Consider the following 17,123-nt stretch of genomic DNA (forward strand, 5'->3'; position numbering starts at 1 on the left):
GCGCACCATGACAAAGAAAGCAGCAGCAAGAACAGGAGACACATCATGCCTGCAACGAGCCCATCCTCCGGCGGACGCAGCACCTCCACGCGTCGCCTTGAAGGCGAATTCGATTACGTGATCGTCGGCGCGGGCACCGCGGGCTGCGTGCTCGCCAACCGCCTGACCGAAGACGCGGACGTTTCCGTGCTGCTCATCGAAGCGGGCGGCAAGGACGACTATCACTGGATCCATATTCCCGTCGGCTACCTGTACTGTATCGGTAATCCGCGTACCGACTGGCTGTACAGGACGGCCGCCGAGAAGGGCCTCAACGGCCGCGTGCTTGCCTATCCGCGCGGGCGCGTGCTCGGCGGATCGTCGTCGATCAACGGCATGATCTACATGCGCGGCCAGCGCGAAGACTACGATAGCTGGGCGCGCGAAACGGGCGATTCCGGCTGGTCGTGGGACAGCGTGCTGCCCGTGTTTCGCCGCAGCGAGGATCACCATGGCGGCGCGAGCGAATTTCACGGCTCGGGCGGCGAGTGGCGCGTCGAGAAGCAGCGCCTGACGTGGCAGATTCTCGAGTCGTTCGCGAAAGCCGCGCAGGAGCAGGGCATTGCCGCCACCGACGACTTCAATCGCGGCGACAACAGCGGCGTCGGCTATTTCGAAGTGAACCAGAAACGGGGCGTGCGCTGGAATGCGTCGAAGGCGTTTTTGCGCGCGGCGATGAAGCGGCCCAACCTCACGGTCGTCACTGGCGCGCTCACGCAACGCGTGATTTTCGAGGGCAAACGCTGCGTGGGTGTCGAGTATCGCGGCGACGTCGACTACGTCGCGCGGGCGCGCTGCGAAGTGGTGCTGAGCGCGGGCGCGGTGAACTCGCCGCAGCTGCTGGAGCTCTCCGGCATCGGCGACGCGCAGCGGCTTGCGCAACTCGGTATTGGCGTCGTGCAGGATCTGCGCGGCGTGGGCGAAAACCTCCAGGATCATCTGCAGCTACGCATGGCGTATCGCGTGGACGGCGTGCGTACGCTCAACACGGCTTCCGCGCACTGGTGGGGCAAGCTGATGATCGGCATGCAATACGCGTTCCTCCAGAGCGGGCCGATGTCGATGGCGCCCTCGCAGCTCGGCGCCTTCGCGAAATCGGACCCGAACGATCCGGCGCTCACGCGGCCCGACCTCGAATATCACGTGCAGCCGCTTTCGCTCGACCGCTTTGGCGAGCCGCTGCATCGCTTCAACGCGTTCACCGCTTCGGTGTGCAATCTGCGGCCGACGTCGCGCGGCAGCATCCACGCCGTTTCGGCGGACCCGTTGCAGGCGCCCGCGATCGCGCCCAATTATCTTTCGACCGATCATGACCTGCGCGTCGCGGCCAATTCGTTGCGGCTGACGCGGCGCATCGCGGCCTCCGCGGCGCTCGCGCGTTATCAGCCGCACGAAATCCTGCCGGGGCTCGCGTACCAGAGCGAGGAGGAGTTGCGCGAAGCGGCGGGCAACGTCGGCACAACGATCTTTCACCCCGTGGGCACCTGCCGCATGGGCCGTGCAGACGACCCCGACGCCGTGGTCGACGCGCGCCTGCGCGTGCGTGGCGTGTCGGGACTGCGTGTGGTGGATGCCTCGGTCATGCCCGCCATCACCTCTGGCAACACGAATTCGCCGACGCTGATGATCGCGGAGCGCGCCGCCGGGATGCTGCGCGCGGATCGCCGCGAGGGCGTGCGCGCGCCAATGGAGGCCGCCACGAGGGCGACGCTGACGACTGCCTGAGAGCGTAGGGCGACACGCGGAAAGGCGTCGCTTTGACGACTATGTGGGACGCGCGCGGAATGGCTTCGCGCGCGTGTTTTGTTACGCCCATGGTCTTTGTGTCTTCGCCTATCTTTCGCGGAACGTGCGCTCATCTTGCGTTCATCTGTCGCGAACGGCGTGATGTTGCATGGGGCGTCTTGTGGCGCTCCCTTAAGTGCAAATCCCAATGATTGCGCTGCATCATTGGCGCGACAATGTTGCGGAAGTCGGGCGCGCGTTGCGCGCATCGGGAGGCGCGCCGGAACGTCCGCGCCGGACCCCACCGTGCAACAGGAGGCACGGACGGTCTGCAGTGTTACGCCTTATCACGCTCGGAAGGGGACATGATTCTCGGCGACACGATTCTGGAGACGCGCGGCCTCACGAAGCAGTTCAAGGGCTTCACGGCCGTGAACGGCGTGAACCTGCGCGTGTGCCGCGGCTCGATCCATGCGCTGATCGGACCGAACGGCGCAGGCAAGACCACCTGCTTCAATCTCCTCACCAGGTTTCTCGTGCCTAGCGCGGGGCGCATCGTTTTCAACGGCATCGACATCACGCACGAGCGGCCCGCGCAGATCGCGCGGCGCGGCATCATCCGCTCGTTCCAGATTTCGGCCGTGTTTCCGCACCTCACGGCGCTGCAGAACGTGCGCGTGGGGCTGCAGCGCTCGCTTGGCACCGCGTACCACTTCTGGAAGAGCGAGCGCACGCTCGCCGAGCTCAACGACCGCGCCATGGATCTGCTCACGCAAGTGGGCCTCACCGACTTCGCCGACGTGCCCACCGTCGAGCTGGCCTATGGCCGCAAGCGCGCGCTGGAAATCGCCACCACGCTCGCCATGGAACCCGAACTGATGCTGCTCGACGAACCGACCCAGGGCATGGGCCACGAAGACGTGGACCGCGTGACCGCGCTCATCAAGAAGGTGTCGAACGGGCGCACCATCCTCATGGTCGAGCACAACATGAACGTGATCGCGGGCATTTCCGACACCATCACGGTGCTCCAGCGCGGCGAGGTGCTCGCCGAAGGCAGCTACGCGGATGTTTCGAAGAACCCGCTCGTCGCCGAAGCCTACATGGGCAGCGCGGACGCGGCGCTAACGGGGGCACACGCATGAACACGGTCGCCGAACGCGAGACGGCCGCGGCCGCCGGCGTGGCCGGGGGTGCCAACGCGCTGGAAATCGCCGGTCTGCAGACCTGGTACGGCGAGTCGCACATCCTGCATGGCGTCGATCTCTCCGTGGCGCGCGGCGAAGTCGTGACGCTGCTCGGGCGCAACGGCGCGGGGCGTACCACGACGCTGCGCGCGATCATGGGGCTCACGGGGCGGCGCACGGGGTCGATCCGCATCGGCGGGCGTGAGACCATCCAGATGCCGACCTATCGCATCGCGCATTGTGGCGTCGGGTATTGCCCCGAAGAGCGCGGCATCTTCGCGAGCCTCTCGTGCGAGGAGAACCTGCTTCTGCCTCCGCACATCGGGGCGAAAGGGGGGAAGTCGGCCGAGGGCATGTCGCTTGACGAGATCTACGCGATGTTTCCCAACCTCGCCGAGCGGCGTCACAGCCAGGGCACGCGGCTTTCGGGCGGCGAGCAGCAGATGCTGGCCGTGGCGCGCATCCTGCGCACGGGCGCCAACCTGCTGCTGCTCGACGAGATTTCCGAAGGCCTCGCGCCCGTGATCGTTCAGGCGCTCGCGCGCATGATCGTCACGCTCAAGGCACGCGGCTACACGATCGTGATGGTCGAGCAGAACTTCCGCTTCGCGGCGCCGCTCGCCGACCGTTTCTACGTGATGGAGCATGGGCGCATCGTCGAGCATTTCGGCACCGCCGAGCTCGAAGCAAAGATGCCGGTGCTGCACGATCTGCTGGGCGTTTAACCCTTTTTTTGCATTGCGCGCGACGTCGGGCGCGCCGCGCGTATCGTCTTGCCTCCGTTTGTTCATGGAGTGTTCCTGAATAACAACGTAACCATATGAAGGAGACTGCAATGAAGAAAACCACGTTCGCGCGGCTCGCGGGCCTCTTTGCCGCCTCGGCGGCTGCAATGGCGTTCAGCGCGGGGAACGCGCAGGCCGCCGCCGACGCGGTGAAGATCGGCTTCATCACCGATATGTCCGGCCTTTATGCCGACGACGACGGACAGGGCGGCCTCACCGCGATCAAGATGGCGGTGGCCGACTTCGGCGGCAAGGTGCTCGGCAAGCCGATCCAGATCATGTACGCGGACCACCAGAACAAGGCCGACATCGCGGCGTCGAAGGCGCGCGAATGGATGGACCGCGACGGCCTCGACATGCTGCTCGGCGGCACGAACTCGGCGACGGCGCTGTCGATGAACCAGGTCGCGCAGGAGAAGAAGCGCGTCTACTTCAACACCGGTGCGGGCTCCGACGCGCTGACCAACGAGCAGTGCACGCCGTACACGGTCCACTATGGCTACGACACCGTCGCGCTCGCGAAGGGCACGGGCCTTGCGGTGCTCAAGCAGGGCGGCAAGAGCTGGTTCTTCCTGACGGCCGACTACGCGTTCGGAAAGTCGCTCGAGAAGAACACCGCCGACGTCGTGAAGGCGAACGGCGGCCAGGTGCTCGGCGAGGTGCGGCATCCGCTCTCGGCGTCGGACTTCTCGTCGTTCCTGCTGCAGGCGCAGGCGTCGAAGGCGCAGATCCTCGGCCTCGCGAACGCGGGTGGCGACACGGTCAACGCGATCAAGGCCGCGAAGGAATTCGGCATCAACAAGACGATGAAGACTGCGGCGCTGCTGATGTTCCTGCCCGACGTGCACAGCCTCGGTCTCGATACGACGCAGGGTCTCGTGCTGACCACCGGCTGGTACTGGGACCAGAACGACGACACGCGCAAATGGGCGCAGCGCTACTACGACCAGACGAAGAAGATGCCGTCCGAGCTGCAGGCAGCCGATTATTCGGCGGTGACGACGTATCTGAAGGCGGTGCAGGCAGCCGGCACGACGGACGCCGACAAGGTCATGGAGCAGTTGAAGAAGACCAAGGTCAACGACTTCTATACCAAGGGCGGCTATATCCGGCAGGACGGCGTACTGATCCACGACATGTATCTGGTCGAGGTGAAGAAGCCGTCCGAATCGAAGAAGCCGTGGGATTACTACAAGGTGCTGCAGACGATCCCGGGCGAGCAGGCGTATACGACGAAGCAGGAATCGAAATGCGCGCTGTGGAAGTAAGCGCTGCGGCGCTCTAGTGGCGCGCGGCACGGTTGCCCGGTGCACCGTGCCGCGCGCCGCACGAATGCGATCTTGAGGAGATGGCGGCTTTCATGACGATCTTTGGCATTCCGCTTCCGGCAATGCTGAGCCAGTTGCTGCTCGGGCTCGTGAACGGCTCGTTTTACGCGATCCTGAGCCTCGGTCTCGCGGTGATCTTCGGCATGCTCAACGTGATCAACTTCGCCCACGGCGCGTTGTTCATGCTGGGCGCGATGCTCACGTGGATGGGGCTCGCATATTTCAATCTGCCTTACTGGGCGATGCTTGTCGTCGCGCCGCTCGTGGTGGGCGCGTTCGGCATCGTGATCGAACGCTCGATGCTGCGCTGGCTCTACCGGCTCGATCATCTGTACGGACTCCTGCTCACCTTCGGCCTGACGCTCGTGGTGGAGGGTGTGTTCCGCTCGATCTACGGGGCGTCGGGCCAGCCTTACGATGTCCCGGATCTGCTTGCGGGCGCGACCAATCTCGGCTTCATGTACCTGCCCAACTATCGCGCGTGGGTGGTGGTGGCTTCGCTCACCGTGTGCTTCGCCACGTGGTTCGTGATCGAGAAGACGCGCCTCGGCGCCTATTTGCGCGCGGGCACGGAGAACCCGAAGATGGTCGAGGCGTTCGGCATCAACGTGCCGCTCATGATTACGCTCACGTACGGCTTTGGCGTGGCGCTCGCGGCGTTTGCGGGCGTGCTCGCCGCGCCCGTGATCCAGGTCTCGCCGCTCATGGGACAGTCCATGATCATCACGGTGTTCGCCGTGGTCGTGATCGGCGGCATGGGCTCGATCATGGGCTCGATCCTCACGGGTCTGCTGCTGGGCGTGATCGAGGGTTTTACGCGCGTGTTCTGGCCGGAGGCCTCCGCGACGGTGGTGTTCGTGATCATGGCGATCGTGCTGCTGATTCGCCCCGCTGGCCTCTTCGGCAAGGAACGATGATGCAAAGAAAAGCGCTTTATGGTGTGTTGCTGATTGGCTTGATCGTAGGGCCGTTCGTGGGCATGTACCCGCTCTTCGTGATGAAGGTGCTGTGCTTCGCGCTCTTCGCAGCGGCCTTCAATCTGCTGATCGGCTATACGGGGCTGCTCTCGTTCGGCCACGCGATGTTCCTCGCGAGCGCGGGCTACACGGCCGGCTATGCGATCCAGTCGCTCGGCGTCACGCCCGAGCTCGGCGTGCTTGCGGGCACGGCGGTGGCCACGCTGATCGGCCTCGTAGTGGGCATCTTCGCAATCCGGCGCCAGGGCATCTACTTCTCGATGGTCACGCTCGCGCTCGCGCAGATGGTCTACTTCGTGTTCCTCCAGGCGCCGTTCACGCACGGCGAGGACGGCCTGCAGGGCGTGCCGCGCGGCAAGCTGTTTGGCCTGCTCTCGCTCGATCCGGATCTCGCGCTCTACTACGTCGTGCTCGTGGTGATGGTGCTTGCGTTCATGCTGATCGTGCGCGTCGTGCATTCGCCGTTCGGGCAGGTGCTCATTGCGATCAAGGAGAACGAGCCGCGCGCGGTCTCGCTCGGCTATGACACCGACCGCTTCAAGCTGCTCGCGTTTGTGCTTTCGGCGGGTCTCGCGGGTCTCGCGGGCGCGCTCAAGGTGCTCGTGCTCGGCTTCGAAACGCTCGGCGACGCCTACTGGACCATGTCCGGCCTCGTGATCCTCATGACGCTCGTGGGCGGCATGGGCACGCTGTTCGGGCCGCTGCTCGGCGCGGCGCTGATCGTCGCGCTGGAGGACCGGCTGGGCGACATTGGCAGTGCGCTCGCCTCGGTCACCGGCGTGGACTGGTTCCGCTCGCTCGGTGAGTCCGCAACGATCGTCACGGGGCTCATCTTCATTGCCTGCGTGCTGGCGTTCCGGAGGGGCATTGTCGGCGAGATCGTGGCGCGCGTGCGCCCTTTGCGCGCTTGAGCGGCGTCGCCGCGAGCGTGGCAGCGAGGCTCGCACGCCAAGTTCCTGGGACTGCGATAGAATCGCGTTGCTTTTGCGCGGGCATGTTGCGGCATGCCGGGTCGCCCCGAAGTGCGACAGCGATATGGCAGAGCGCCCCATTTCGGTGCCGCACTGCACCACTAGGGTAAATGCTAGTTGCCGCTTCAAGGGGTGAAGTTTAAAGTTTCACCTAGTTCTGATGCACCGAATTTGCAGGTGGAGAACGAGGAGACAACTGAGGCACCAAGTGCCCGGACAAGGAAGCGCTGTTGGATGAGAGTCCAACAGCGCTTTTTATATTTCTGCCGCGCTTTCATCGATTATCACTTCCCCACGATGGAGCGTTCGATTTATCCGCCTTCGCCCGCGCGGATTTTTTCTTCCTTTATTACGCAAATCTCGTCGCCGGCTGTCGGGTGCCCGCAGCGCAAGCCTTCGCGCGTTACGCAATTCGATGACCGCGTCATGCTCATTGTAAGCGGATGGAAAGCGCTTGCCATTTGAATACGCAGACCGCTAAACTCGCCATTCACCGACCATGCGGTCAGCATTTGTGCGTTGATTTCCGGCAACCGATTATCGGTCTGCGCATGAGGTAATCGGCCGCGGCGCGCCACAAAATCCGGTGCAATAAAGAAAACGATTATCGAAGGAGTGGAGATGCAGTTGGTTTGGCGTTGGATGGGGGCGGCTTGCGTCGCGACCGGGGTGCTCGCGGCGACGGCCAGCGGGGCATATGCAGACGTGAAGATCGGTGTGACGCTGTCGGCCACGGGGCCGGCCGCCTCGCTCGGGATTCCGGAAAAGAACACCGTTGCGCTGCTGCCGAAGGAAATCGCGGGCCAGAAAGTCGATTACATCGTGCTCGACGACGCCACCGATTCCACGCAGGCCGTGAAGAACGCGCGCAAGCTGACGAGCGAAGACCACGTCGACGCGTTGATCGGCTCGACCGTCGTGCCGAACTCGCTTGCCATGATCGATGTGGCCGCTGAAACCTCCACGCCGATGATCTCGATGGCCGCCGCGGCCAGCATCGTCGAGCCGATGGATGCGAAGCGCGCCTGGGTCTTCAAGACACCGCAGAACGACGCGCTAATGGCGGGCGCCATTGCGCAGCACATGGCTGCCCACGGCGTGAAGACGGTGGCCTTCATCGGCTTCGCGGATGCCTATGGCGAGAGCTGGTACAAGGAGTTTGGCGCGGCCGCGGCGAAGCGGAACATCAAGATCGTCGCAAACGAGCGCTTCGCGCGTAACGATGCCTCGGTCACGGGGCAGGTGCTCAAGATGATCTCGCAGCACCCCGACGCCGTGCTGGTCGCGGGGGCGGGTACGCCGGCCGCGCTGCCGCAGAAGACGCTCAAGGAGCGCGGCTACGCGGGCAAGTACTACCAGACGCACGGCGTCGCCAACAACGACTTCCTGCGCGTGTGCGGCAAGGATTGCGACGGCACGTATCTGCCCGCGGGGCCGCTGCTCGTCGCCGACCAGTTGCCGGATTCGAATCCCGTGAAGCAATCGGCGCTTGCCTACAAGGCCGCTTATGAAAAGGCCTACGGCGCGGGCTCGATCTCGACGTTCGGCGGTCATGCGTGGGACGCGGGCCTGCTGCTCCAGCACGCCATTCCGGTCGCACTGAAGGCCGGTCAGCCGGGCACGAAGGCGTTTCGCGAGGCGCTGCGCGCCGCGCTTGAAAACTCGCGCGACGTGGCGGGCGCACACGGCATCTTCGACATGAGCGCGACCGATCATGCGGGCCTCGACCAGCGGGCTCGCGTGATGGTGGAGATCGTCGGCGGCAAGTGGAAGCTCGCCGGCGACTGAGCGCCGGCTGAACGTCACACGGAACAAAAAAGGCACGCTCATTCGAGGTGCCTTTTTTGTTGCCGGTACAACGGCTTTGCAGCAGCAGGGAAGGCAGCAACGGCAGGGGCGTCTTGCACGGAATCGGAACAAGCGCGAAGCGCCGGTTCCGCCCGGCAAGGCGGAAGTCGATAAAGCGGAACGCGCGCCCTTTGGCGCGGTGGCTTGTGCAGCGCCGCAGGCAGGGAAAACCATGCATCACACGCGCGTTCCCGATTACTACACTCAAAGGCCGGCGTCGATTTACGAACATCGTAGTGATTTCGTGACAAAAGCGGCGCAGGATCAATCGACAGCACGCAGACAAAGCGTTTGGAGACGCGCAATGAAAACGAAGAATTGGGTTTTGAGGTCGGTTAGTGCCGGACTCGCAGCGGCGCTGATGGGCACGGCGGGCCTTGCCGCCGCGCAGGTGAAGATTGGCGTGACGCTCTCGGCAACGGGGCCGGCGGCGTCGCTCGGCATTCCGGAGAAGAACACGATCGCGCTGCTGCCCAAGGAGATTGCGGGCAAGAGCGTGCAGTACATCGTGCTCGACGATGCTTCGGACACGAGCAAGGCCGTGCAGAACACGCACAAGCTGATCGACGAAGACCACGTGGACGCCATCATCGGCTCGTCGGTCACGCCGAATTCGCTCGCGATGCTAGACGTCGTTTCGCAGGGCAAGACGCCGATGATCTCGCTCGCCGCGTCGGCGGCGATCGTCGAGCCGATGGACGCCAAGCGCCAGTGGGCCTTCAAGACGCCGCAGAACGACAGCCTGATGGCCGACGCGCTCGCGAGCTACATGGAGAAGCACGGCGTGAAGACAGTGGGCTTCATTGGCTTCACCGACGCCTATGGCGACAGCTGGTACAAGGAGTTCAGCAACGCGGCCGCGAAGCACAACCTCAAGATCGTCGCGAACGAACGCTATAACCGCACCGATTCGTCGGTGACGGGCCAGGCGCTCAAGCTGATGTCGGCCAATCCCGATGCGGTGCTGATCGCGGGCTCGGGCACGCCTTCGGCGCTGCCCGCGACCACGCTCAAGGATCGCGGTTACAAGGGCAAGATCTATCAGACGCACGGCGTGGCGAACAACGACTTCCTGCGCGTCTGCGGCAAGGACTGCGAAGGCGAGCTGCTGCCCGCGGGCCCGATCCTCGTGGCCGATCAACTGCCCGATTCCAACCCGGTGAAGAAGTCGGCGCTGGCCTATAAGGCGGCTTACGAGAAGGCGTATGGCGCCGGCTCGGTGGCGACCTTCGGCGGTCATGCCTGGGATGCCGGCCAGATGCTCGAGCGCGCGATTCCGGTCGCGCTGAAGGCGGGCCAGCCGGGCACCGAGGCGTTCCGCGTGGCGCTGCGCGGTGCGCTCGAGAACGTGAAGGAACTGCCGCTCTCGCACGGCATCATGAACACGACGGCCACGAACCACAACGGCCTCGATGAGCGCGCACGCGTGATCGTCGAAATCGTCGACAGCAAGTGGAAGCTGCAGAGCGAGTAATTCGCGACGCTCGGGAAAGCGCTGCGCGTTTTCCCGTGAAACACGCGCGCGTACCACAGCGTCATTCTGGCCGCTGAGAATTGCGGCCGGCATGGCGACCGGTGTGCGGCCAACGGGCTGCGCGCCGGTTGCGCACCGGCTGTTCATACACGAAATCCGAACCGCGCGTTCGCCGGTTCTTTCCCGCATTGCCGCTTTTTCGACGTTGCTGTTTTCCGGGTTCCAGAAGGTTTCAGGAAGAGGGGAGTATGGATTTATCGATCGCCGCGATCCTCGCGCAGGACGGCATCACCACCGGTGCGATCTACGCGTTGCTTGCACTCGCATTGGTGCTGGTGTTTTCCGTCACGCGGGTGATCTTCATTCCGCAGGGCGAATTCGTTTCGTACGGCGCGCTCACGCTTGCCGCGCTGCAATCGCAGAAGTTTCCGGCCACGTGCTGGCTGCTCGTCGCGCTCGGCGCGGCGTGCTTCGTTGTCGAGACAGCCGGGCTCGTGCGCCACGCCGAGCGCCGCCGTCACGCGGCGCGCACGCTCGTCGCGCTCGCGGGCAAATATCTGCTCTTTCCCATTGCGCTCTATGCGATCACGCGCGGCGTGGCGAGCCAGCAATTGCCCATGGTCGTGCAGATCGCTCTCACGCTTGCGATCGTCGTGCCGATGGGGCCATTCATCTACAGGCTCGCCTATCAGCCCATTGCCGAGGCGACCACGCTGCTGCTGCTGATCGTGGCAGTGGCCGTGCACTTCGCGATGGTGGGGCTCGGGCTCGTGATGTTCGGCGCGGAAGGCTCGCGCACCAATGCATTCTCCGACGCCACGTTCAACATCGGCAGCCTCTCGATTTCGGGGCAAAGCCTCTGGGTGATCGGCACGGCAGCCGTGCTGATCGTCGCGCTGTATCTGTATTTCGACCGCACGATTTCGGGCAAGGCGCTGCGCGCGACCTCGGTGAACCGGCTCGGTGCGCGGCTCGTCGGCATCGGCACCACGCAGGCCGGGCGGCTCGCGTTCACGCTGGCCGCGGGACTCGGCGCGCTGTGCGGCATTCTCGTCTCGCCGCTCACCACGATTTACTACGACTCGGGCTTCCTGATCGGCTTGAAGGGCTTCGTGGGCGCGATTATCGGTGGGCTGGTGAGTTATCCGCTGGCTGCGGCGGGCTCGGTGTTCGTGGGCCTGCTGGAATCGTACTCGTCGTTCTGGGCGAGCTCTTACAAGGAAGTGATCGTGTTCACGCTGATCATCCCCGTGCTGCTGTGGCGCTCGCTCTCGACGCCGCACGCCGAAGAGGAAGAGGAGTGACGCGATGAAACGAATCGTCATGCACAACCGCTTCTTCTGGCTGTTCCTCGTGGTGGTGTTCGCGCTGCCGGTGCTGCCGCATCCGCTGCACGTGCCCGAGTACTGGATCACGCTGCTCAACTATATCGGCCTCTATTCGATCGTCGCGATCGGACTCGTGCTGCTAACGGGCATCGGCGGAATGACGAGCTTCGGGCAGGCCGCGTTCGTCGGATTGGGCGCCTATGCGACCGCGTACCTGACGACGCAGTACGGCGTTTCACCGTGGCTCGCGCTGATCGTCGGCGTGGTGCTCACGGGGCTCGTGGCGCTCGTTCTGGGGCTCGTCACGATGCGGCTCTCGGGGCACTTCCTGCCGCTCGGCACGATCGCCTGGGGCCTTGCGCTGTTCTTCCTGTTCGGCAATCTCGACATGCTGGGCAAGTACGACGGCATTAACGGGATTCCCGTGCTGAACGTGCTCGGCGTCGACCTGGAGTCCGGCCGCCATATCTATTACCTGATCTGGTTTGTAGTGCTCGCGTCCGTGCTTTCTGTTCAAAACCTGCTTAATAGCCGCATGGGCCGGGCGATCCGCGCGCTGCGCGGCGGCGGCATGATGGCCGAGGCCATGGGGGTGAACACCGGCTGGATGCGCGTGGTGATTTTCGTCTATGCCGCTGTGCTCGCGGCCGTGTCGGGCTTCCTCTACGCGCATTTGCAGCGGGCTGTGAACCCGACGCCGTTCGGCCTGAATCACGGCATCGAGTATCTCTTCATGGCCGTAGTGGGCGGCGTGGCACACGTCTGGGGCGCGGTGCTCGGCGCGGCGATCCTGACCGTGCTGCAGGACTGGCTGCAGACGCTGCTGCCCAAGCTGCTCGGCGAGAACGGTAACTTCGAGATCATCGTCTTCGGCATTTTGATGGTGCTGCTGCTGCAATACGCGCGGCGGGGCGTCTGGCCGTTCGTGGCGCGCTTCTTCCCGCGAGGTCCACAGGCGCATGTGCCCGAGCACGCGGAAGCATTGCCGCAGCGCAGCAAGCCTGCGGCGAGTGAAATGCTGCTGAAAGTTGATAAGGCGCGTAAGCAGTTCGGCGGTCTCGTGGCCGTGAACGATGTGAGCTTCGAGGTGAAGGCGGGCCAGATCATCGGCCTGATCGGACCCAACGGCGCGGGCAAGTCGACGACGTTCAATCTCGTGACGGGCGTGCTTCAGCCGACCAGTGGAGAGATCACATTTCGCGGGGAGCGCATCGACCGCCTGACTTCACGTGAAATCGTGGCACGCGGCATCGGCCGCACGTTCCAGCACGTCAAGCTGCTTCCGACGATGACGGTGCTCGAGAACGTCGCCATTGGCGCGCATCTGCGCGGCCACGCGGGTGTGCTGCGCAGCGTCGTCAAGCTCAACGGGGCGGAGGAGGGGCGGCTCATGAGCGAAGCGGCGAAGCAGATTCGCCGTGTCGGGCTTGAACAGCATATGTATGACGAAGCGGGTAGCCTTGCGCTCGGCCAGCAGCGGATTCTGGAGATTGCGCGCGCGCTGTGCTGCGATCCGACCTTGCTGCTGCTCGACGAGCCGGCCGCCGGGCTGCGCTACCAGGAAAAGCAACAACTCGCAGCGCTGCTGCGCAAGCTCAGAGAAGAGGGGATGAGCGTGCTGCTCGTCGAACATGACATGGATTTCGTGATGAATCTCACGGATCGGCTAGTGGTGATGGAGTTCGGTACGCGTATCGCGGAAGGTTTGCCGGAGGACGTGCAGAAGGATCCGGCCGTGCTCGAAGCGTATTTGGGCGGAGTGGAATGATGACGGCACCTGTACTGGAAGTCTCCGGGCTCGCGGTTCGCTACGGCAAGATCGAGGCGCTGCACAAGGCGGCGATCAAGGTGGGCGCTGGGCAAATCGTCTCCGTGATCGGTCCGAACGGCGCCGGCAAGTCCACGTTACTCAACGCCGTCATGGGCGCACTGCCCGTAACCGGGCACGCGAGCGGCCGCGTCGCTTATATGGGCGAAGAGATCGGCGCATTGCCGATCGAGCGCCGCGTCGCGCGTGGCATGTGCCTCGTGCCGGAAAAGCGCGAGCTGTTTGCCTCGATGACGGTAGAGGACAACCTCGTGCTCGGGGCCTATCGACGCAAGCGCGCGGGTGAACGTAATTTCCTCGACCAGCTCGAGCCGGTATTTGCGTTGTTTCCGCGGTTGAAGGAACGTCGTGCGCAGGCGGCGGGGACGCTGTCCGGCGGCGAACGGCAGATGCTCGCGGTGGGCCGCGCTCTCATGGGCAAGCCGGATCTGCTGATGCTCGATGAACCGAGCTTGGGTTTGGCGCCGCTGATCGTGAAGGAAATCTTTCACATTATTAGTGCGCTGCGGCAAACCGGTGTCGCGACACTGCTCATCGAGCAGAATGCACGGGCTGCCTTGCAGATTTCCGACTATGGCTATGTGCTGGAAACCGGTGATCTGGCGCTTGAAGGGGCTGCCGATGACTTGGCGCAGAATCCCCGAGTTATCGAGACGTACCTCGGCTTGGCCAAGAAGCCGGTCTAATCTCATCAATCGCTGTAGAAATGGGCGGCGTGTTTCACGTGAAACACGCCGTTTTTTTGCGCCCTATGGCCCTTGGAGCGTGCTGCCGTGGAGCCACAAAATTCGGGTGTGAACGGCGCAAAACCTGAAACCGTTATAATTCGCGTATACCACTTTTTCTGAGAAGGCTCACGCGGTCGTTTCCGTCCATGCGTGAGGTCCCCGCCATGCTTTATCCCACAGAGTTTGACGTAATCGTCGTCGGCGGCGGCCACGCCGGAACCGAGGCTGCACTTGCTGCCGCCCGTATGGGCGTCAAGACGCTTCTGCTTACGCACAATATCGAAACGCTCGGCCAGATGAGCTGCAATCCGTCGATTGGCGGCATTGGCAAAGGCCATCTGGTCAAGGAAGTCGATGCGCTGAGCGGTGCCATGGCCGCCGCGACGGACGAGGGCGGAATCCAGTTCCGCATCCTCAATTCGTCCAAGGGCCCAGCCGTCCGAGCCACGCGCGCGCAGGCCGATCGCATTCTTTACAAGGCGGCGATCCGTCGGCGTCTCGAAGATCAGCCGAATCTCTGGCTGTTCCAGCAGGCCGTCGAAGATCTAATGGTCGAGGGCGACCGCGTGGTCGGCGCCGTGACGCAAGTCGGAATTCGCTTCCGTAGCCGCGCAGTTGTGCTGACGGCCGGAACCTTCCTCGACGGCAAGATCCATGTGGGCCTGAACAACTACACGGGTGGTCGCGCCGGCGATCCCGCCGCCGTGACCCTTTCGTCGCGCCTTAAAGAACTGAAGCTGCCGCAGGGCCGCTTAAAGACGGGAACTCCACCGCGCATCGACGGCCGGACGATCGACTTTTCGGTGCTCGAAGAACAACCGGGTGACCTCGATCCCGTGCCGGTGTTCTCGTTCCTCGGCCGCGCGGAGCAGCACCCACGGCAGATTCCCTGCTGGGTTACGCACACGAACGAGCGCACGCACGACATCATTCGCGGCGGCCTCGACCGTTCGCCGATGTACACAGGGGTGATCGAAGGGGTGGGGCCGCGTTATTGTCCGTCGATCGAGGACAAGATTCATCGCTTCGCCTCGAAGGCATCACATCAGATCTTTCTCGAGCCGGAAGGCCTGACGACGAACGAGTTCTACCCGAACGGAATTTCGACGAGCCTACCGTTCGACGTGCAGCTGGAACTCGTGCATTCGATGCGCGGGCTGGAGCACGCACACATCCTGCGTCCGGGCTACGCGATCGAGTACGACTACTTCGATCCACGTGGGTTGAAGGCCTCGCTCGAAACGAAAGTGATCGACGGGCTGTTCTTTGCGGGCCAGATCAATGGCACGACCGGTTACGAAGAGGCAGCAGCGCAAGGTCTACTTGCTGGTATCAACGCGGGCCTGCAGGTACAGGGCAAGGATGCCTGGTGCCCGCGTCGCGATCAGGCTTATCTCGGCGTATTGGTCGACGATCTGGTGACGCGCGGTGTATCCGAGCCGTATCGCATGTTCACGAGCCGCGCCGAATACCGTTTGAGCCTGCGCGAAGACAATGCGGATATGCGTCTGACCGAAATCGGGCGCGAGCTGGGCGTTATCGATGACGTTCGGTGGGATGCGTTCTGCCGCAAGCGTGACGCTGTTTCACGTGAAACAGAGCGTCTGAGGTCGACCTGGGTGAATCCCAAATCGCTTTCCGCTGAAGAGGCGACCGCGCTGCTCGGCAAGCCAATCGACCGCGAATACAATCTCGCCGACTTGCTGCGTCGTCCAGGCGTGACCTACGACGGCGTCTGTGGACTGCGGGAGGGCGTCTGCGCACCCGATGCGCCGCTCGCCGAAGATGAGGTCCTGCTGGCTCAGATCAAGGAGCAGATCGAGATTGGCATCAAATATCAGGGCTACATCGACCGCCAGGCCGACGAGATCGAGCGCAACGGCGCAAACGAGAATACCCGTCTGCCGGAAGGGATCGATTACGCAGAAGTGCGCGGTTTGTCGTTCGAAGCACGCCAGAAGCTGAACCAGTTCCGTCCCGAGACCATCGGCCAGGCGTCTCGCATTTCGGGTATCACGCCCGCCGCAATTTCGCTGCTGATGGTGCACATCAAGCGCGGCCTCGGCCGCCGTCGCCAGAATTCCGGCGATACAGGCACCGACTCGACGCCGGTGACGCAATGACGGGGCGCGCAAGGCAACCCGGCATCACGGACCGGGACGCGCTCGCTCGTCTGCTGAAGGATGGCGCGCAGGCGCTCGGCGTCAATTTGAGCGAGCACCAGCACGAGCAACTGCTCGACTACGTTGCGCTGCTCGCAAAATGGAACGCCGTTTACAACCTGACGGCGATTCGCGATCCGCGCCAAATGCTGATCCAGCACATCCTGGATTCGCTTTCGATACTGCCGCACCTGCCGGCGCGCAGCGACGCGGCCGTGCTCGATGTCGGCTCAGGCGGAGGCCTGCCGGGCGTCGTGATCGCGATTGCGCGTCCCGATTGGCAGGTTACGCTCAACGACATCGTGCAGAAGAAGTCTGCGTTCCAGTCGCAAGCGAAGGCTCAGCTTGGTCTGACCAATCTCTCGGTAGTCACAGGACGGGTCGAATCGCTGCGTCCTGGCGTCGAAGTGGCGAAAAAATTCGATTTGATCGTCTCGCGGGCATTCGCGGATCTCGCTGATTTCGTTACACTGGCCCGTCATCTCGTTGCGGATGGCGGCGCGATCTGGGCGATGAAGGGCGTGCACCCCGAAGGCGAGATCGAGCGCTTGCCAGCCGGCACCAAGGCGCTGAATACGATCCGCCTGAACGTGCCGATGCTCGACGCCGAGCGTCATCTGATAGAAGTATCGGTCGATCCGGTCGCGGCGGCCTGAACCGGGCTGTCGATAGCCAATTGGCCGAATGGCGTCGCAGGTGAGTACGCCGTAACGTAAGCAAACTTTTCAAGGCAGTAAAAAGGG

General features: G+C 63.6%; 14 protein-coding genes. 13 read left to right on the forward strand and 1 reads right to left on the reverse strand.

The window, feature by feature from the left end:
- Nucleotides 1-45 precede the first annotated feature (45 nt).
- The 6 genes from BLU17_RS19460 to BLU17_RS19485 all read left to right on the forward strand — a co-directional run bounded on the left by BLU17_RS19460 (nt 46) and on the right by BLU17_RS19485 (nt 6,952).
- Nucleotides 46-1,764, forward strand: a complete 1,719-nt coding sequence (locus tag BLU17_RS19460; protein WP_091999872.1) for a GMC family oxidoreductase — start codon at nt 46-48, stop codon at nt 1,762-1,764.
- 365 nt (nt 1,765-2,129) lie between these two features.
- A complete protein-coding gene (locus BLU17_RS19465) occupies nt 2,130-2,909 on the forward strand; it encodes an ABC transporter ATP-binding protein (RefSeq protein ID WP_091999875.1) in 780 nt (259 codons plus the stop codon).
- Entirely contained in the window at nt 2,906-3,676 is a 771-nt protein-coding gene (locus BLU17_RS19470; protein WP_091999877.1) for an ABC transporter ATP-binding protein, read from the forward strand. The genes BLU17_RS19465 and BLU17_RS19470 overlap by 4 nt, the downstream gene beginning before the upstream one ends.
- 110 nt (nt 3,677-3,786) lie before the next feature.
- Nucleotides 3,787-5,004, forward strand: coding sequence for an ABC transporter substrate-binding protein (locus BLU17_RS19475; RefSeq protein ID WP_091999880.1), 1,218 nt, complete (start codon nt 3,787-3,789; stop codon nt 5,002-5,004).
- 92 nt (nt 5,005-5,096) lie between these two features.
- Nucleotides 5,097-5,981, forward strand: coding sequence for a branched-chain amino acid ABC transporter permease (locus BLU17_RS19480; protein WP_092000044.1), 885 nt, complete (start codon nt 5,097-5,099; stop codon nt 5,979-5,981).
- Nucleotides 5,981-6,952, forward strand: a complete 972-nt coding sequence (locus tag BLU17_RS19485; protein WP_176929149.1) for a branched-chain amino acid ABC transporter permease — start codon at nt 5,981-5,983, stop codon at nt 6,950-6,952. Before BLU17_RS19480 ends, BLU17_RS19485 begins: the two co-directional genes overlap by 1 nt.
- A gap of 371 nt (nt 6,953-7,323) precedes the next feature.
- Here BLU17_RS19485 and BLU17_RS33235 read toward each other — a convergent pair whose 3' ends face one another.
- Nucleotides 7,324-7,746, reverse strand: a complete 423-nt coding sequence (locus BLU17_RS33235; protein ID WP_176929142.1) for a hypothetical protein — start codon at nt 7,744-7,746, stop codon at nt 7,324-7,326.
- Here BLU17_RS33235 and BLU17_RS19495 point away from each other — a divergent pair.
- The 7 genes from BLU17_RS19495 to rsmG all read left to right on the forward strand — a co-directional run bounded on the left by BLU17_RS19495 (nt 7,655) and on the right by rsmG (nt 17,036).
- The gene (locus BLU17_RS19495; protein WP_425434113.1) at nt 7,655-8,800 is read left to right on the forward strand and encodes an ABC transporter substrate-binding protein; all 1,146 of its coding nucleotides are present in this window, start codon (nt 7,655-7,657) and stop codon (nt 8,798-8,800) included. The two genes, BLU17_RS33235 and BLU17_RS19495, sit on opposite strands and share 92 nt — an antisense overlap.
- A 364-nt stretch (nt 8,801-9,164) precedes the next feature.
- On the forward strand, nt 9,165-10,334 hold the full coding sequence (locus BLU17_RS19500) for an ABC transporter substrate-binding protein (protein ID WP_091999891.1): 1,170 nt from the start codon (nt 9,165-9,167) through the stop codon (nt 10,332-10,334).
- 248 nt (nt 10,335-10,582) lie between these two features.
- Complete coding sequence (locus tag BLU17_RS19505; RefSeq protein WP_091999893.1) at nt 10,583-11,638, forward strand: branched-chain amino acid ABC transporter permease; 1,056 nt, start codon at nt 10,583-10,585, stop codon at nt 11,636-11,638.
- A gap of 4 nt (nt 11,639-11,642) precedes the next feature.
- Entirely contained in the window at nt 11,643-13,430 is a 1,788-nt protein-coding gene (locus BLU17_RS19510; RefSeq protein ID WP_091999896.1) for a branched-chain amino acid ABC transporter ATP-binding protein/permease, read from the forward strand.
- Complete coding sequence (locus tag BLU17_RS19515; RefSeq protein ID WP_091999899.1) at nt 13,427-14,176, forward strand: ABC transporter ATP-binding protein; 750 nt, start codon at nt 13,427-13,429, stop codon at nt 14,174-14,176. Before BLU17_RS19510 ends, BLU17_RS19515 begins: the two co-directional genes overlap by 4 nt.
- Before the next feature lie 206 nt (nt 14,177-14,382).
- On the forward strand, nt 14,383-16,341 hold the full coding sequence (mnmG, locus tag BLU17_RS19520) for a tRNA uridine-5-carboxymethylaminomethyl(34) synthesis enzyme MnmG (protein ID WP_091999901.1): 1,959 nt from the start codon (nt 14,383-14,385) through the stop codon (nt 16,339-16,341).
- Entirely contained in the window at nt 16,338-17,036 is a 699-nt protein-coding gene (gene rsmG, locus BLU17_RS19525) for a 16S rRNA (guanine(527)-N(7))-methyltransferase RsmG (protein ID WP_091999904.1), read from the forward strand. The genes mnmG and rsmG overlap by 4 nt, the downstream gene beginning before the upstream one ends.
- Nucleotides 17,037-17,123: the final 87 nt, after the last annotated feature.

Origin of the sequence: Paraburkholderia lycopersici (assembly GCF_900096975.1) — a bacterium.
Lineage (GTDB): Bacteria > Pseudomonadota > Gammaproteobacteria > Burkholderiales > Burkholderiaceae > Paraburkholderia > Paraburkholderia lycopersici.

What these genes read in the sequence shown, in the direction of transcription:
- rsmG (WP_091999904.1), top strand. Translation starts at nt 16,338, where the DNA reads ATGACGGGGCGCGCAAGGCAACCCGGCATCACGGACCGGGACGCGCTC.
- BLU17_RS19475 (WP_091999880.1), top strand. Translation starts at nt 3,787, where the DNA reads ATGAAGAAAACCACGTTCGCGCGGCTCGCGGGCCTCTTTGCCGCCTCG.
- BLU17_RS19500 (WP_091999891.1), top strand. Translation starts at nt 9,165, where the DNA reads ATGAAAACGAAGAATTGGGTTTTGAGGTCGGTTAGTGCCGGACTCGCA.
- BLU17_RS19480 (WP_092000044.1), top strand. Translation starts at nt 5,097, where the DNA reads ATGACGATCTTTGGCATTCCGCTTCCGGCAATGCTGAGCCAGTTGCTG.
- BLU17_RS19465 (WP_091999875.1), top strand. Translation starts at nt 2,130, where the DNA reads ATGATTCTCGGCGACACGATTCTGGAGACGCGCGGCCTCACGAAGCAG.
- BLU17_RS19460 (WP_091999872.1), top strand. Translation starts at nt 46, where the DNA reads ATGCCTGCAACGAGCCCATCCTCCGGCGGACGCAGCACCTCCACGCGT.
- BLU17_RS19470 (WP_091999877.1), top strand. Translation starts at nt 2,906, where the DNA reads ATGAACACGGTCGCCGAACGCGAGACGGCCGCGGCCGCCGGCGTGGCC.
- BLU17_RS19505 (WP_091999893.1), top strand. Translation starts at nt 10,583, where the DNA reads ATGGATTTATCGATCGCCGCGATCCTCGCGCAGGACGGCATCACCACC.
- BLU17_RS19515 (WP_091999899.1), top strand. Translation starts at nt 13,427, where the DNA reads ATGATGACGGCACCTGTACTGGAAGTCTCCGGGCTCGCGGTTCGCTAC.
- BLU17_RS19495 (WP_425434113.1), top strand. Translation starts at nt 7,655, where the DNA reads ATGGGGGCGGCTTGCGTCGCGACCGGGGTGCTCGCGGCGACGGCCAGC.
- BLU17_RS19510 (WP_091999896.1), top strand. Translation starts at nt 11,643, where the DNA reads ATGAAACGAATCGTCATGCACAACCGCTTCTTCTGGCTGTTCCTCGTG.
- mnmG (WP_091999901.1), top strand. Translation starts at nt 14,383, where the DNA reads ATGCTTTATCCCACAGAGTTTGACGTAATCGTCGTCGGCGGCGGCCAC.
- BLU17_RS19485 (WP_176929149.1), top strand. Translation starts at nt 5,981, where the DNA reads ATGCAAAGAAAAGCGCTTTATGGTGTGTTGCTGATTGGCTTGATCGTA.